This is a genomic window from Exiguobacterium sp. EA-TM-5, assembly GCF_053878415.1.
In genome coordinates, this window is sequence record NZ_CM132670.1 from 894,744 (window position 1) to 911,818 (window position 17,075).

The window sequence follows — 17,075 nt, forward strand, 5'->3', positions numbered from 1 at the left end:
AAAATATGCGATGAACCTGATAGGAAATCTAGGTTCATCGCATATGAAATTCAGAAAAACAGATTTGAAAATTAACGTTTAGGAATTTTGACAAGAACCGGAACGGGTTTGTCGAGACCCTCATAGTCTGCGTAGAGCACGACGAGATGGTCAAAATCGTCACGTTTTACAGTTAAGTTATAACCTTGAATCGTCACGAGATCTGGGTGTGAACTACTCCAATTTGTAATATCACGTGCTCCAATACCAAGAAGACCACCGTAACTTTTCGGAAGTGTTGCTGTTCCTTGACCGCTAGCTAAAGTGTTGACGACAGGGTTTAATACATTCCCAAGTAAATCAACGACGCCACTTAACAAACCACCAGAAGGACGTTGGATAGCGAGATTCAACGTTTCTGACGTTCCTCCAGATGTCGCTGTCAGTGTAAATGGCGTTGAACTAGAGTCGTTCAAGATGACGCCTGTACTACTTAATAGCGATGGTGCACTTGAAGTCCAAGTGATCGCTGAGCCATTCAGTGAAGTCGGAAGGTTGAGGTTGTAGCCAACGTTCAGCGTACCGACGCTCGACTTGATTTTTGCGATATCGTTTTTAAACGATAGTCCAAGATTAGCTGCGACTGTTCCTGAGAACGTTCTCGATTTTGTAATGCCACCTTTTGTGACACTTGCTTTGAGTGTGAAGTTTTGTAGGTTCAATGCCCCTTTTACGACTCCATCGTTCGAGATGACATCTGGATTGTTTGATGTCCATTGAACGGCAATACCTTTTGAACTACTTGGCAGATTGACGTTACCTGTTAAGTTCAACAGATTCAGATTGATTGCATTTAGTGCAGCATCTAACTCTGCTGAGAGACTGATCGGTACAAGGATATTCGTGAACGTACGTGATTTCGTGATGCCGTCTTTAGAGACATTAACTGTCACAGAAATCGTCTTATCGACATCTGGTGGCGTCAAAATACCTGTGTTTGATAAAATATTTGGATCTGATGCACTGATTGATAAGTTTACACCAGCTGGTGGAGTGAGCGACAAGTTCGTAGTCAATGGACTGCTAATTGTCAAACCAGACAAGTAAAGATCAAGTAATTCATCTGTCGTTGCATCTTGTTTTGGAACCGTCAAGTTCCAGAAGTCACGTGATTTCGTGATACCGTCTTTTGTAACCGAGACGACGATCGAGACCGTTTGATCCGTCATGCCGCGTGTGACGACACCTGTGTTTGAGATGACGTTAGGTTTAGTCGATGTGATGGATACTGTAGCGCCTGGAAGTGCTGGAAGGACGATATTTTTCGTCACCGGACTCTTGATATCGAGTTTATCAAGGTAGTCTTGCAACAGGCTATCTGTCGCATTGTCGACTTTCGGGACGAGGATGTTCGGGAAGCTCTTCGTTTTTGTTAGGCTGCCTTTCGTCGCACGTAGCGTCAAATCGACTTGTTTATCTTCTAGTCCACGTTTGACGATTCCGTTGCTTGAGACGACGGCTTCATTTGAAGAAATCAGCGAGAACGAGATTCCTTCAGTCGTTGGCAATATGATATTCGTTTTTAACGGATTGGCGATTGTGAAGTTCTCAAGCGTGAAGTCGATCAACTCTTCATCCGACAAGTCTTTTCGTGGAACGAGGATGTTCGAGAACGATTTGCTTTCTGTCACGCCACCGAACGTCGCTTTGATGTTCAGATTGACCGTTTGATCCGTCGCACCGCGCATGACTTTTCCGCTACTTGAGACGACTGGATTGTCTGAATCGACCGTAAACGAGACGCCATCGACTTCTGGGAATTCGATGTCACTCAAGAGGGGATTCGAGACGTTGATGACGAGAAGTAACTTTTGGAGGAGTTCCCGTTTTTGTTCATCTGTTGGTTCTGTGATCGGTTTTTTGATCGTAATCGTGACGGATTTCGTCTTTTTTGAACCCGACAGGATATAGACCGTGTAGTCTCCTGGAGTGAGTTCTTGACTTGTCACGTAGTAGTGTCCTTTTTTGTCGAGCTTGAGATACATTTTCGTGCTCTCACCTGTCTTTTTATCCGTAATGACGAGATAGCTCTTCATGCCTTTTGCTTCATAAAGGATTTTACCGGTTGCTCGGATTTTTTTCCCGTATGAGACGAGGTAGTATTTCTGCATCGACTGGACGACATCTGATACTTTCAGCTTGGCAGCCCCGTAGATTTCGAGGTTGCGTCCGACAGTCGAGTACGTTAGATTTTTCGTACCGAATGAAGCTGTTGAGACCTTACTCCATTTGAGCGGATACGAGTAGCGTTGTCCACCCTCGAAAATCGTCGAAAGACGTGTCGGCAAGTTCGCTGGTTGATTCTTTCCGACTGTCATGACATTCGGAGCAAGTACCTTCGCTGGATAGTTTTTGACTTTAACATACCAGTACGCATTTTTTGATGTACCGTAAACATCCCCTTTGATCTTTTGTTTCTTTCCGATGTACTTCTTATCAAAGCTGACCTTACTCCATTTGACAGAACGATACGAGTACTTCCCATTCGAAAGCTTGACCTTGACGGATTTTGGATACGTCAATTTCTTCTTAGCATACTTCACGCCACCGTAATGGACGAGATACTTCGGTGAGTAGACGGTTTTGACGCTACTCGAAGAAGCGGCAGAAGCAGCTAATGGAGTCAACCCATAAGACAAGATGAGAAGAAGACTCAGAACAATTGCCAACCCTTTTTTCATCAATACAACCTCCTCTAAATCAATAGACTAAAGTGTGCATGGATGAACGTGCATCTCAGGTGTATAAAATAAAATTACCCTTTTATTATGGAAAATATGTAATATTTTTAACATAATTATATTAAATGGTATTTATTAGGCATCTAATATAGGTCAATTGACCTGAATCATTGGTATAGGTTGGTTTTATACATGTAATTAATATTCAACAATTTAAGGTATATATACTCATAAAGTTTCAGGGAATAGTGATTTTGGTCTAAATTTCAAATATATAACATACTTGTTTCTTTTATTTTCAAAAAATCCTAAATTCGGTCATCCAGCGTGTGAATTGAGTATTATTTAGAAATAATGGTCATGAAAAAACGATAAAAATTGAATAAAAATGTAAAAATAAAAACTAAAAAGGAAAAATAGATATAAAAAACCATTAAATCCATTATAATGAGATGAGGTATGAATGATACATTCATGAAATGAACAGAAGAAAGAGGATGATCGAATGAAACGCATGACAACAACGGTACTTGCAGCAATGATCGCAGGCGCGACAGTATGTGCTGGAAGTGCATCGGCTGCTACGAAAGAGGAAACGAAGTATACGACGCAGTACACAAACTTAAAGACTGGTATGACGATGACGGAAGCAGCAAAAGTCTTATACGGTAAAGATTATAAAAAACAACTGGTGAAAAAGAGTGGCAGTACGGTCTTGAAGAAACAAGCCGAGTCGACGGAAATCTCGTACGGTCAAAAAACGAAGTTCTACTACTTCACGAATGGCAAGAACGGAGATAGCGATACGTCACTCATCTTTATGACGAAAAAGAATAGTTCTGTCTATCGATTGATCGGAAAATCGTTTGATATTTATCGTGAAAATACGAAGTCTGCCGCACGTGAAAGCACACGTAAGCTCGCAAAGGGCGCAAAGGTTAAAAAAGGAATGACAGCGAAGCAACTCGATGCGATTCTTTCTGGAACAGGACTTGGGGAGTGGACAGGAATCGAGGCGACGGATTGGTCGTCGATTCAATCGAAAGCGGATCTCGCTGCAATCGGTGCAGAGAAGTCATCTTATAAGACGTATGTTTTCCCGACTTCGACGGGTGGACGAAAGATGGTCCTCATGAGTTACGACTATAAGAAAAAAACCTTCAAAGTCGCAGATCATATGTCACTATGAATACATACAGGAGTCCATCTAGCAAAAGATGGACTCCTGTTGTCTAAGCAGGTCAGAAACTGATGCAATTGAGCAGATGAAACTACTTGGCTGAAGGAGGAATTCCCATGCAACACGACGAGTACTTGCACGAATATCTCATCTCACATCCGACGTTCGCAAAACCGACGATCAAAGCCTACCGTAGTGACGTCCGGCATATGGAACGTGCCGGTGTCTCGTGGTCGATCGCGTCGCTGCAGCATTACTTCGATCAGATGCGTCTGAATTATCAGCCGTCGACGATTCTGCGGCGATTCCATGCCTTGCGTTCACTCGGGAATGTACTCGTCCGAGCCGGAAGGTTGCAAAAGAATCCACTGCATGACGTGTCACCGATCACGCATCAACGTTTTCCGGATGAGACCTATCATGACTTACAGGAGGGGCTGTCAATCGTCCGCAGCATCGAAGACCCGATGTACCGTTTGTTTTTCGAAGTGATTTGCCAGACCGGTCTCCGCTTCACCGAAGCACGCCTGTTATCCGTTACAGATATCGATTTCGAGACGCATACACTGTTCGTCCGCTACGGTAAGGGACGTCGCCTGCGTACGATTCCGATCGGGATGATGCTGTCGCACCGTCTCCTGCATTTCCTCGGTGAACGTAAAGAGGGCATCTTGTTTCAGTCTGTGACCGGACGCCATCTGCATGAACAGACGGCGCGTCTCGTTCTCCGTGACGCAGGCTTGCGCTTGAGCGGTGCACCGCTCCGCCCGCATGCGCTCCGGATCGCATATGCAACCTATCTGCATCATGAAGGAGGCTGTACGATCGTTGAGATCCAGCGCTTACTCGGTCATGCGCATCCGACGACGACCGTCGGCTATATCCGGAGTCGTACGAACCGAATCCGGGAGATCCTCAATACGTTGTCGGCTTGAGCCGGTTGACCGAGGCGCGATCGATATCGCTGGAAGGCAGGATATAGTGTTGGGTCGTCCGGACGTCCCGATGACCGAGTAGACGCATGATTGTCAATACGTCCGTCTCATGTTCGTGGTAGAGCGTGGTCGCAAAGGTCACCCGAAGATCGTGCGGACGAAGAATCCGACCGAGCTGGGTTAGACTCGCTTCGCGTAACGTCGACCGAATCCGTTCCGCCGGGAAGCGACGACCCGTCTCCGTTGAAAACAATTCCTGCGAAGGGACGGATGTCGTCTCAAGATAACGCAATAAGACGCGATGCAATTCGTCATGTAACGGAAGGTGACGCATGCGTCCTCCTTTCCCGTGACGAACGAATAGTTGCTTGGTGTCCCAATCGATATCCGTCAAACGTAAAGCATGTGCCTCGGCGAAACGAAGTCCCGTATGGAGCAGTAAAAAGCAAAACGCGTAGACGGTCTCGTCCGTAATCCGTTCGAGGACGGACCGGACCTCATCATACGAAAAGCGGGGGCGTCGACGGGCAATCGGGGGATGACGTTTCGTTTGTGCGAGGGGATTGTGTGCTAAGGCGCGTTCAGTAACGAGTTGGTCGAACAGTGTCGACAGGGCGTGGAGACGACGGGAGACAGTCGTCGAAGCATACGACGTTCGCAGTAAGGTACCGTACCGTTGCAACGAAGGAACATCGATTCGGGTCACGTTGCGACACAGATGACGGACGTCGCTGCGGTAAGCTTTTTTCGTCAATGGACTGTAGGGTCCTTGTTCGATCAACGTTAATAATCGTTCTTCATAGAACGCCATCATCCGAGCAAATACTCGACTTTCTTGCGGAGTTCGGATTTCAAGGATCGGAGCCGGGCGTGCGAGTATCCGAGCGTCTCTTCCGTCCCGTTCATCAACGACTCGAGAAACGTGAACTCCGTCGCCGATAAGTCTCGCTTGAGTTCATTCATCAGGTAGGTGAATGACAGATGCGGAGTACGCGGGCGTTCCGGTAACGCGTCGGAGACGACTTCGGTTGCGAGCGTCCGATTACGAGTCGCCAGGTAATCGAGCATCGCGCCTTTCGCGCGAATCCGAACGAAGGTGACGGTCAATGTCTTGCCATCCTCGATCGATTTCCATAGACGCAGCAAGGCGGCTTGCCGGCATTCATCCTGTTCATTCGGGTGGATCGACAGGCGAGAGAGAAGGGAGTTGATGAGGGGGAGCCAGTTGCGAAGAAGTTCATTCATCGGATGGAGTCCTTTTACGAGATATGCATATCTGCTATGTATTCCGCGGTAGTTTCAGTATAAGTAGAGTTATCCAATACAGACGTCTGGTTTCAAGCGGTTTTTCTGGATTATTACTAGTGATTTTTTGTCGAATCAGGAGCAAACGTATCGTAAAAGATGAGAAAACCGTTGGCACGATTCAAAAAAGTGACGTTGAAAGCCGAGGATAACTCTACTTATCCTCGACAGTGTTCGAAAAAAGATTTATTTTGGGAAAAGAAGGTAAAATTTGAGAATTTAATTATACTTATAAGTAAGACTTTATATAAAAGGAGAAACCACATATGAAAAAAATCATCGTCGGTCTTGCAGCGACCGTTCTGTATTCTGCAACGTCCATCCATTCATCTGCAGAAGTCAAAATTCCGTTCGTTACCTCACTCACTCCATCATCTGCTTTTCAAGTCGTACCGGACGAGTCACGCGTCTGGAGATGGGGAACTTATGAAGCACCACGACTCTTTGATTTCGAGAAAACGCGCGACGTGCAGATGCTGTCGACTGAAGAAGGAGAACCGGTACAAGACTTTACGGTATCGGACGATCAACGACGATTCGTCTTTGTAAAGGATCAAGTGCTTGAAGTACGCGATGCGACGGGGAACGTGCTGCACGTCATCGATCAGATCGCGACACCTGCAGGCACGCTTCAGTCGTTCACCCGTGCCCGTTTCTTCCCGGATTCACATTTACTTGCAGTGAGTGGGAAACAAGAGGGCGTCGAGCAGACAGCCGTCTATGACTTAGATACAGCAACCGTCCGTTATGTACAGGAGACGACGGGCGCAAAAGCGATCCGGACGTCGACCGCTTATTTAGCGATCATCCGTGAGACGAGCGTCGACGTTTACGAAAAAGACGGGACGCTTGCGAAACGTCTAACGCATCCATCTGGCTACGTAGCTTATGAGATGGGACGCGACGGTACACTCGTGCTCGCGAAGGCGAACGATCGACGTCTGTATGTCTATGATGTGGCGCACCAGTTCAAGGAAAGTACTTCCTCGCAGTTCATCACGGGAATGACCGGAACATATAAAGATATTGCGGTCGATGAGAGTGGAAAGTTCATCGGTGCCTTGTATACGGGACGAGACGGTTCCTTTGCCTTGTTTGAGAAAAACGGGCACCGGATCGAAACATCACTGGATCGTGATGATTCCGTCAGTTACTCGTCTGTGCTCGGTATGACGAAGGGAGCCCGCTACCTCATCGCGAATGCCGACGGTGGCGAACGGACAAACATGTATGATGGTCGTTTGTTAGTCGAACGACCGGTCGCGCTTTCGATCCCGTCTTCCTTCAAGGAAGTGAAGGTTGGATCTCCTGAGCCGCTCCTTCTCAACGTCACCCAAGCGGACGGCAAGAAAAAACAAGTCACGGCAAAAGTGAAATGGGTCTCGGATCAACCGACGATTGCGAGCGTCTCGTCGGGAAAACTGTACGGGAAAAAAGCGGGGACGTATACGTTACGGGCATCCTACGGAGGTTACACGGCGACACTCAAAGGAAAAGTCATTCCGTTACCGAAGCTCTCGACCGTTTCCGACAGCAGTTGGTTGAAACGTCAAAAGCAGGCGATGCAAGAGCGGAAAGGATTTGAAGGGTCGCCGCGCGTCGGAGCCAGTTATGTCTCGTGGACAGGTACGTCCGGTAGCCTCGTTCAAAAAGGAGAAAAGGTCCTTAACGGGAAGTGGAAAGGTCGCCATTTTGCAGCCCGTTATCCGCGTTTTGGGAGTCAAATCGACCGGATCGATCTCGTCACGCTCGCACCAGCGCTTGAGAAACGCACGCTGACGAAAGCGGAAATCAGTGCCGTGTTCGGTAAACCGACGTTCAAGGAGACATATGCGACGTCCTACTCGCAACGCATCGTCGAAGGTAAAACGACACGCGCGACGTACGCCATTCGTAGCGTCTACGAATATCGGATCGGACAAGTGACGTGCCAATTCGCCTTTGACGCGAAAGGAGTAGTACGCTTAATTCATGTGAATTAAACATATGGATGGATTTGGAAAGAAAAGAAAGGTGTGTTAGGGTAACGGTAATCCACGACAAAGGAGGAACATCGAATGAAATGGATGAAAGGATGTATGGCGCTACTACTAGTGCTTGTATTACTTGTTCCAATGACGGTTGATGCGAAAACGATGTCGAATGCCGCGTACTTGAAAAAACAATTCGCAGCAGCAGAAAAAGGAACGCTGCTTGATGCAAAGGCGAAGCTGTATGATCGTTTCACGATCAAAGGGAAAGACGCCAGCTATGGGGTCAATCAGACTGATTGTTGCGTCTTCGGGAAGTTGAAAGGCACGTATCTGTATTCCGATTTTCGGTTTAGCGCGAAGTACCCGGAACATGTTGGAGTCTTGATGACGTTACCGCAGCTCAACGACCGTAAAATCAAGCTGAGTGAAGTCAAACAGACGCTCGGGAAACCGAGTCAACACGAAACGCTACAAAAGGATGAAGTTCCAGCAAAGATGCGCTTCCAAATTAAAAAAGAAGAATACCTCCGATTCGAACAAAAGGGTACGTACTATTACAACGTAAGTAAAAAAGCCTTGTTGTGGCTTGATTACGATACTAAAGGTTATGTCCGCGCATTTGGTGTTTCAGCGACGGATCGATGAAGGGGAATAAGCGAAATACTGCAATATAGCTTAATCAGACTACCGGATACCATCTATCAATGGTGTTTGGTAGTTTTTTTATTGAAATACACGAGGTGGAAAATAGATTCATTTCTTGAAGGAATGGTTCGCGAAAAAAATTAACTTTATTAGCTTTCTAAAGGGATGAAATAATGGTATATTTTTGAATAATCTATCAGTTATATCAACAAGGATGGTGCAAATTTTGAAAAAGAATACAATGAGGTATACGGTGATCGCAATCATCGTACTATTTGTCGCTGCCATAGCCATTCGTTACGTGTATCCGTATAGCGCTCTCAGCATCAACAAAAAAGTTGAAGTAGATCAAGATCAAGCAACGAGTCGTTATCACAGTAATCTTAAAAAATTGTCTCCACACGTTCCGACTCTGTCGAAAGATGAAGAATACAATGAAAAAATAAGGGCTCAGGTGGAGAACGTCCTCGCCTCTTCCACACTACAAGAGAAAGATATGCGTAAAGCGGACTTATTACAATTATTAAATGACATGAATGGTTTAGTGAAAAATATAGGACATCACGTCAGATATCAACCGGAGTATTTTAATGAAAATCAGCGATCTTATCTGATTGAATTAAAAAATCATCTTCAAGCGAATGCCTATAATACAAATCAAGTAATCGAAGATTCTTATTCAAGCAAAAAAGACATCCAAAAAGCGATCGCTAATTTATATGTAGGGATGAATCAAGATATCAAATCCTTATTACGTCTTGGTTAAATATTTTCTACTTACTTATAAGCAAAGCATCTGCCTCCATGTTTGTTACGGACGCAGGTGCTTTTCTTTTTGTCCATGTCACTGCATTTGGTAAACAGTTTTTACATTTTTTATTTGATATTAAAATTAGATTCTAAAATATTCTGATGAATGATAGTAAAAAAGTTGAATGCGTGTTAATATTTTCTATGGTTATTTTTTACTATAAATAGATGGTGAGTGAGGAGGACATCGAATGGCATGTGTGAACTGTTCGGATGCCGCAAGACGTGGATTAAAATTTTGTCCAAGTTGCGGTGATGCCCTAGAGAAACATGTAGAACAACTAGAACCTGTAGAAAAAGAACGAGATGCGAGACCTGTGCGTTCTAAAAAGATGGGTAAGTCCGCGAAAGCAATTCTTCTGTCGGTCGTGTTAGTTGTCGTAGCAAGCGGCGCTTACTATGGACTTGCTACACAATGGTTTACAGTTGAAGCAACGACAAATGAGGTACGTGATGCGATTCGCTCGGGTGACGCTGCGTTACTCGCTGAGCATACAGAATTTAATGGGAAGCCGATTGACCAAAAAATGGCACAACGCTTTTTAGACGCCTTGAAAGAGACACCGGAACAAAAGAAATCATTCATGGATTATTTATTGATGGCTGGTACGTCGATTCAAGCAGAAAACGAAAGTGACGTTCCTGGTCAAATCGTAGCAAACGGTCGTCAGCTTGGTATTTTTAAGGATTACCGACTCCGTCTTGATACGGTCAAAACGGAAGTCGTCAGCAACTTTAAAGGAACAAAGGTCACACTCGTGAATCCGGTCGGAACGGAAAGCAGTAAAGCGTCTGCGGAAGGCATCATGATGGACGGTGTTTATCCGGGATTGACCGATGCGAAGATCGCGTATGACGGTGAATATGGAAAAGAATCGAGTGATGTCACGATCAATCCGTTGACACTGGATGCGTCGGATCGCAAATTCGAAATCACGTTAAAAGGGGATGCAATCGAACTGGATCAGACTTATCCGGATGCCTATTTGATCGTTGACGGGAAGTCTACATCCAAACAAGTATCGGATTTGAAGAACTATGGACCGATCCCGAAAAACGGCATCAAGCTCTCAGTCGAGAATGACTTCCCGTGGGGAGAAGAAACATCAGATGAGATTCTAGTCAAACCCGATACGAAAAAAGCGACATTCACATTCAAACCGTCTGAAGCCGTTTTGAACGAGCTTCAGGGAGTCGTCGAGGCGCATGCATCTGACTGGGTCGATGCAGCGATCTATCAGGATACGAGTTACTTCTCACTTGTTGATGATGCGTCATATCTCGCAAAACAACAAAAGAACTACGACGATTGGAGCCGCAAGGACTTAGAGTGGGACGGCGAATTCATGAATGCATCGATTGACCGTTCTTCAGCGAAGTTCGTCGAATATGGTGATACGGTCGGCATCGAAGTCATGGCGACAACGTATATCCGAGGTGAAATGTATACACCTGATAGTGAATCACCAGGAAAGTCTACGGCGAAATCCCTCTTCCGTTATCTCTTCACGTATACGAGTGATGAAGATAGTTATGAAGAAGAGTTCCGGATTCAGCAAGCAACGAATATCAAATGAACATAAGGGAGGCTACACAGATGATGGATTGGCAATCAGTCAAATCACGTTTTCAAGGAATGACAGCAAAAGAATTACAAGAACAGGCGGAGCAGGCGCGACGTGAGAAGGGACGCTTGTTGTATGAAATCGGTGAGCGGCATTACATGAAGCTCCGGAGTGAAGGGCGTCGTCGAGAAATCGAGGAGATTCTTGCACAAGAAGTACTCGTATTTGGTGCCTTGTCACGAATCGACGAGATGGAAGTCGAAGCTGCCCAAAAACAATGTAAGTCATGTCGGACGCCGCTTGAGCCGGGCGCGAAGTTCTGTGGGAAATGCGGTACGTCTGTCCCGCGCGAGAACGAACAAGCGAAAGTTGAGTGCTTGACGTGCCACACGCCGCAACGAAGTGAGCAACACTACTGCACATGTTGTGGATCGGAAATGGGGCAACGTCTATGAAGTATTGTTCGACCTGTGGGCAAGCACATGCTCCGCACGCCCAGTACTGCGAAGTAGACGGAACACCCTTAGACAAGCAGGGGCGTCCTATCCGTTTTGAACAAGCTGCGCATTTCTGTGTCGGGTGTGGTACACAAATGGACGGTCGTTCGTCCTACTGTCCGAATTGCGGACATTCGCGTCTTGTCGCGGCGACGTCAGAAGAATCACTCGTTGATCGACTACCGGGTATGCACGATATTCGACAAAAGCTGAAGTCGCAAGATTGGAATGTGAACCTCCCGTGGAAAGAGCGTGGCCAGGTATTCTTATCGCGATTCGATTTATCACTTGGGAATCCGAGTCTTGCGATTGGTAGTATCACCGCTGTCATCTTTTTTGCTGCCATCATCGTCTTATTATTCATCATGCTGGGTCTTCTCAGCGATAACACAGCACTTGAAGGGGTCAAGAATGCGCAACAAGACATGGGAGACGACTTTAGTACGTTTGGTATGTTCTTCTTCCTCGCATTCGTTGCCCTTGCTGGTCTACAACTGACGTCGAGTGAAGACTTAAAGTCACGTTTTCTGACGGAAGTGACAGGTAACGATACAGAATATTTCTCTGAAATTCAAAAAGCTGTCAATCAGCTTGATTTTCATATCTTCTCAGGGCACTTCTTGTTGTCCTTACCGGGGCTAGTTCTCCTCATCGGAAGTGCCTGGTTACTCGAACGTGGTGGTGTCATCGGAATCAAAGCGACATCGTGGAATGAACGCATTGAACGTGCTGCCGTATTTGCCCTGACGTTATCGTTGATTACGCTAGTCGTCGGACTGTTTGCGACGGACTTCGGGATCTTCGATCTTCATCTGTTCGCAGGGATGATTCGCATTTTCATTCTATCGTTTGCTGGAGTCCTCTTATTCCAATTCATTGGTCAAACGAAACTCGATGGTTCTTGGCAAGTCGGACGGATTGCTGCGACGACATTGATGAGCATCTACTTGTTCGGTGTCCTTTTGACATCATTCGGACAACTGTATTATCTAAATCAGATGGATGAACTGGACGAAGTCGAGTTCGGTGAATCCGCAAGCCTCGTTTTGTTGAGCGGTGCTTCTCCGCTCTACGCAATGTCACAAGCAGGACAAATCGACTTCAAGATGACCGTTTTGACGGAAGACTTTCATTTAGGTGCTGCCTTATATGGCGAAGACCGCTTAAGTGATTTGCAACGACCGGTAGAAGCAGCCGGGGAGGCATCGAATCTTGGTCGAATTCAAGGGATCATCTACAATCAGATTGAAAATGGCGAAGAGCCGACGCTTGATCCGAAAGTGACACGTTTTGATGAAACGGTTGATGCGGGACTGTTGACACGCTTCGCACAAATGGCAGATGCTTCTACTTCGTTCGAAGAAGAACAACTTGTCAATTCAAGTGTCGCCCCGTACGGCTTGATTGCCTTGATTCTGATGTTCGTCATTCACGTCGGAATCGGTTTCCGCTGGATTCGGACGTTACCTGGTGTTGCGATTTATGCCGGTGTATTCTTGGTCGGTGGACTTATTTTGGCTTACTTCACACAAACGCGACTTGAAATCCAATGGGATAACGATCTGTTAGCTGGTGTCGTCATTTCTACTTTGACATTCTGGAATGCGTTCATGCTGTTCCTCTTCCCATTCCTCGGTGGATTAGCGGGATATGGATTGAGCCGTTTTAAAGATACAAAAGGATGATTCAAAAAAACGCTTGTCTCCGTTTTCGAAGACAAGCGTTTTATCATAAGGATTGTTTAGTGGTTTGTTCAAATTCAATCGTTGAGTCCTGCTCGATGGCTAAATCGTGAAATGTCAGACTGCCGTCTTCATCAAAAGTGATCTCTAGAGATGACTCATAAAAGTAGAGCATCATACTATTTTCAGAATCGAATCGTCCACTATATGTATAGTCATCGAGTGGCTGTCCTTCAAAATCACGGGCATCATGAATCGTCAATGTCGCCTCACGATTAGGACGTGTCACGACATCGATCGTCGCATCGGTATAATCTTGTTCGTACTCGCCTTGATCACTCGTCGAGTAAGTATAGGTCCCTGCCACGTCACGAAATGCCTGCTCGACCTTGCCGAGTGTCCGGTGGCGGCTTGCTGCTTCGTTTGCGAGTGCACGATCACCAAACGTCTGGTTCATGACTCGTTCCGCGTAACGTACGGCATCCGTCGTCTGATTCATGAATAAAGCGGCTTCGAGGTCGTGAAAAGCTTCTTGTTGTTGCGTCAGCGCGATCAGACGTTTGTCGGTCGCACCTTCCGTACGAGCCTTCTCACGCCATTGTTGTTCTTCGTATAAGTCTCCAGAAAGTGTACTTTGAGCACTTTGCTTTAAGTAAAGATCTGCTGAATCATTGCTACAACCACTTAGTAGGAGAGCTGTGAAGAAAAGAGGAAGTACACGTAACATCATGATGTCGCCTCCTTCTTGAAGGTTCGTTTAATCGACGTGATGTGATACTGTTCGTCATCAAACGTGATTTCATATTCGACACTAGCGCGATGAGATGGCTGATTTTCCATATCGAAGTCTCGTCGATCGTATGTTTCGGTCGTCTCGACATGGAAGTGTTTTTGATCAATGGCTTTTATAGCATCAAACGTCATGTCCTGTAAGGCGACGTGGCTCGTCGGATTTTCTTCTGAAAAGGCGAGTCGATTGCCGAAAGACTCGCGCTCGTCTTCCGTCAAGTCATCGTCTCCATAGAATAAGTCAGCATACGGTATGTATTCATCGAGTGATGAATCGTAATACTCCCAGTCACCGCCCGTTTCGTTTCCGATCGAAGGAAGACGTTCGGCGTACGTACTCAAAAAGCGGTATAGCGAATCGGGTGATGCCGTATCAAACGTGAGGGAATCCTCAAGTTCGTCATCCGTAAGTTGATCGCGTTGAGTCGATGAGAAGCCTTCTGGCAAGACCTGCTCGACATCCGCGGCGGTCTGTGTCAGTTCACTCGTTTTAAACAACGGTTGTGCAGCTTGATATTTCAAATAACCGAACGTACCTCCACCGATACAAAGCAGTAGAAGCAGCAATCCGGTGAACCATGATTTTTTAGATGAACGGGACCGCGTCTGATGATTTTTTTGACCACAGACCGGACAATAGATCATCTGGTCATTCATCGGGGTTTGACAATTCGAACAATGTGACACAAAAAAGCACTCCTTTCTTACCTTTGTCATTATAATGTAAAATAAAGATAAAAAATAACAAAATTTTTAAAAAGGAGAGGGAATCATGGATCCATATGAACGATTAGGAATATCACGCACCTCATCGATGAAAGAACTGGAGCGAGCGTATGCTGAAAAGTTAGAAGCGCACCCAGACGAATCCGAGGAACGGACAGAAATCGAGCGAGCATATGTCGTCATCAAGTATGAGAAAAAACAAAAGAATAAACGGAATAAGCGAACGGTTGGCATTGGAGCGCTCGTTCTCCTACTCGCTGCCGGTGGTGGGACATATTTCTTCTTGAATCAGGAAGAGACGCCTCAAGCGGTTGAACGCCAAAAACAGAACGCTTCATTCGTCATTGGTGAAGAAGAGAAGAAGAGTGAGGATAAGACGAAATCGTCGCAAGATCCGGAAACGTCGAAAAAGCAAGATTCGACGGAAGTGTCGGATCAGGACTACAAGGCGCTCCAAGATATTTCGACACTCTTTTTCCGAGAACTCGAAGATGCATTGACAGAGCGAAGTGTCAAAGGACTTTCCGTCAGCACCGATACGTATAATCAGACATTCCAAGGAAGCTTGAATGACTTAGTCACAGGTGGATACATCTTTGACGGAGAGCTCAGCGTCAATGACATTCCTCAAAACGACATCACGATTAAAGGTGACCAAGCGACGGTCCAAGCGACAGTCGACTATTCCTCTCGATCGTACCAACCCTATCTACATGAACGTCCGGAATCGAGCACGATCGTTTGGGAATTGAATCTCGTCAAGTCTGGGAAAGACTGGCTCGTCAATCAGCGAAAATCTCTCTCGGATTCAGCGGACGGTAGAGGGATGGAAGTCCGGGAGTCCGTCAAAGGAGATATCATCGATACGGTTCACCAGCATGCGAAGGAATGGGAACAGGCATATATCGATAAAGACACGTCTGCGTTCACGTTATTTACATCGACTGCTTACTTGAACAAACAACAAAGTTATTATGCCAGCATGAACAAACGTGGTGTGTATTGGGATGGATACCTCGACTCGGTCGAATATTCACCGGCATCGATCACGGTCAGCGAAAAAGCAACGGACTTATCGGCTACGGTCGAAGCGCTATGTTATTACGAAGGTGATTATTATCGAGAAGAGGATGATTCTCTTGAGGAGAGCGACCCAGGAGAAGACGTCCCGTTCAAGTATTATCTAAAATATGATGTTAAGAATGAACGCTGGTACATCGTGGATTCACAACCTTTAAAATCGTTTAGCCAAAACGATACGACGACCTATTAAATCAGAGGAGGACTTATAGTGAGAAAAATCGTAGTAGCATCGACACTTGCTCTTGTGCTCAGCACGTTACCAGTAGCGAGTGACTCAGCAGCAGCTTTAAGCAAAGGGGAAAAATCAATCGTTGATCGACAAATCGCTTTACTGAAAAAAAGCAAGCTATCCGGTGGCTACAAACCGATTGATGTCCGGTCTGCCTATCTACTTGGTGGAAAGTATCCCGAGACGTTCACGCTGTATGAACGCTTCAATTCGAAGACGTATATGAATGATGTCATCGGGAAAGCACAGAAGTACGATGCGAAAAAGAAGAAGTGGACGACGATCTACACGTATACGGATCGAGACACGGACTATTATGATGTGCGTGCAAAAGGAAAACTACTCGATACGAAGAAGGAACAGCTCGTCATCGGTCCTTCTGGTGGAAGCGGTGGGTATGTTGTACCGATTCTAATCGGTTCGACAGATGGTAAAAAGATCAAAAAGATGTTTGAGTCGAAAAATGCGTATCCGTTTGGTCGAGCGCTCATTAAAGACAAAAAACTTTTCATCGGTTCGATGACGATCGTCCATGATGTCTATTCTTATAAAGGCAAAACATTGAAGCATCGTCTTGGTACAGGGGCGGATGATCGGACAGTTGCTGGAAAAGTTTCAAAATATATGACGCTCGATTATTATAATGGTAGTACTCATCTGACAAGTGGTAAGTCGATGACGCTCAAGAAGGGAAAACGTTTCGGAATCGTCCGTAAGTCAACGAAGGATACGAATCCTTACGTCTATCGTGCGTTTTCTTCGGGAGAAGGAAAACTTACGTTTGATGGATATGGTTTTAAAGCGGTCGAAAAGGGCGTTGAGAAGTGGAACTTTGAGCCGGATGCTTACGATAAGTCCGTTACTGTGAAATTTACAGTGAAATAAGTACAAGCCAGGTCCTGTCGATTCAGGAGCTGGCTTTTTCATTTGTCCTTC

15 protein-coding genes are annotated in these 17,075 nt (G+C 45.8%); 10 read left to right on the top strand and 5 right to left on the bottom strand.

The genetic code is table 11. The features are described 5' to 3' along the window. Positions 1-71: 71 nt before the first annotated feature. Complete coding sequence (locus tag ACV3PA_RS04735) at positions 72-2,720, bottom strand: immunoglobulin-like domain-containing protein (RefSeq protein WP_456125731.1); 2,649 nt, start codon at positions 2,718-2,720, stop codon at positions 72-74. Positions 2,721-3,225: 505 nt separating this feature from the next. On the opposite strand from ACV3PA_RS04735, the gene ACV3PA_RS04740 reads away from it, so the two are divergent. Both ACV3PA_RS04740 and ACV3PA_RS04745 read left to right on the top strand, forming a co-directional pair. Next, the gene (locus tag ACV3PA_RS04740) at positions 3,226-3,909 is read left to right on the top strand and encodes a hypothetical protein (protein WP_058712974.1); all 684 of its coding nucleotides are present in this window, start codon (positions 3,226-3,228) and stop codon (positions 3,907-3,909) included. A gap of 107 nt (positions 3,910-4,016) precedes the next feature. Then, entirely contained in the window at positions 4,017-4,835 is an 819-nt protein-coding gene (locus ACV3PA_RS04745) for a tyrosine-type recombinase/integrase (protein ID WP_456125732.1), read from the top strand. Here the strand turns inward: ACV3PA_RS04745 and ACV3PA_RS04750 are convergent. Continuing rightward, positions 4,816-5,649: a tyrosine-type recombinase/integrase gene (locus tag ACV3PA_RS04750; protein ID WP_456125733.1), complete on the bottom strand. Its 834-nt coding sequence runs from the start codon at positions 5,647-5,649 to the stop codon at positions 4,816-4,818. The two genes, ACV3PA_RS04745 and ACV3PA_RS04750, sit on opposite strands and share 20 nt — an antisense overlap. Beyond that, entirely contained in the window at positions 5,646-6,080 is a 435-nt protein-coding gene (locus tag ACV3PA_RS04755; RefSeq protein WP_023469451.1) for a sigma factor, read from the bottom strand. Before ACV3PA_RS04755 ends, ACV3PA_RS04750 begins: the two co-directional genes overlap by 4 nt. A 326-nt stretch (positions 6,081-6,406) precedes the next feature. On the opposite strand from ACV3PA_RS04755, the gene ACV3PA_RS04760 reads away from it, so the two are divergent. The 6 genes from ACV3PA_RS04760 (at position 6,407) to ACV3PA_RS04785 (ending at position 13,315) form a co-directional block, all read left to right on the top strand. Then, positions 6,407-8,122 (top strand): hypothetical protein, encoded by a 1,716-nt coding sequence (locus ACV3PA_RS04760; protein WP_456125734.1) that lies wholly within the window; start codon positions 6,407-6,409, stop codon positions 8,120-8,122. A 75-nt stretch (positions 8,123-8,197) separates the two neighbouring features. Further along, positions 8,198-8,758: a hypothetical protein gene (locus ACV3PA_RS04765; RefSeq protein ID WP_456125735.1), complete on the top strand. Its 561-nt coding sequence runs from the start codon at positions 8,198-8,200 to the stop codon at positions 8,756-8,758. Between the two features lie 253 nt (positions 8,759-9,011). Beyond that, positions 9,012-9,524, top strand: a complete 513-nt coding sequence (locus ACV3PA_RS04770) for a hypothetical protein (RefSeq protein ID WP_456125736.1) — start codon at positions 9,012-9,014, stop codon at positions 9,522-9,524. 235 nt (positions 9,525-9,759) lie between these two features. Further along, positions 9,760-11,145, top strand: a complete 1,386-nt coding sequence (locus tag ACV3PA_RS04775; protein ID WP_456125737.1) for a TcaA 3rd/4th domain-containing protein — start codon at positions 9,760-9,762, stop codon at positions 11,143-11,145. A gap of 20 nt (positions 11,146-11,165) precedes the next feature. Beyond that, the gene (locus ACV3PA_RS04780; protein ID WP_456125738.1) at positions 11,166-11,588 is read left to right on the top strand and encodes a zinc ribbon domain-containing protein; all 423 of its coding nucleotides are present in this window, start codon (positions 11,166-11,168) and stop codon (positions 11,586-11,588) included. Further along, a complete protein-coding gene (locus ACV3PA_RS04785; protein ID WP_456125739.1) occupies positions 11,585-13,315 on the top strand; it encodes a zinc ribbon domain-containing protein in 1,731 nt (576 codons plus the stop codon). Before ACV3PA_RS04780 ends, ACV3PA_RS04785 begins: the two co-directional genes overlap by 4 nt. 43 nt (positions 13,316-13,358) lie before the next feature. On the opposite strand, the gene ACV3PA_RS04790 is transcribed toward ACV3PA_RS04785, so the two are convergent. After that, the gene (locus ACV3PA_RS04790) at positions 13,359-14,042 is read right to left on the bottom strand and encodes a hypothetical protein (RefSeq protein ID WP_456125740.1); all 684 of its coding nucleotides are present in this window, start codon (positions 14,040-14,042) and stop codon (positions 13,359-13,361) included. Next, the gene (locus ACV3PA_RS04795; RefSeq protein WP_456125741.1) at positions 14,039-14,788 is read right to left on the bottom strand and encodes a hypothetical protein; all 750 of its coding nucleotides are present in this window, start codon (positions 14,786-14,788) and stop codon (positions 14,039-14,041) included. The genes ACV3PA_RS04790 and ACV3PA_RS04795 overlap by 4 nt, the downstream gene beginning before the upstream one ends. An 85-nt stretch (positions 14,789-14,873) precedes the next feature. Between ACV3PA_RS04795 and ACV3PA_RS04800 the strand changes: the two genes are divergently transcribed. Both ACV3PA_RS04800 and ACV3PA_RS04805 read left to right on the top strand, forming a co-directional pair. Further along, positions 14,874-16,100: a J domain-containing protein gene (locus ACV3PA_RS04800; RefSeq protein WP_456125742.1), complete on the top strand. Its 1,227-nt coding sequence runs from the start codon at positions 14,874-14,876 to the stop codon at positions 16,098-16,100. 18 nt (positions 16,101-16,118) lie between these two features. Next, the gene (locus tag ACV3PA_RS04805; protein ID WP_456125743.1) at positions 16,119-17,024 is read left to right on the top strand and encodes a hypothetical protein; all 906 of its coding nucleotides are present in this window, start codon (positions 16,119-16,121) and stop codon (positions 17,022-17,024) included. Positions 17,025-17,075 lie beyond the last annotated feature (51 nt).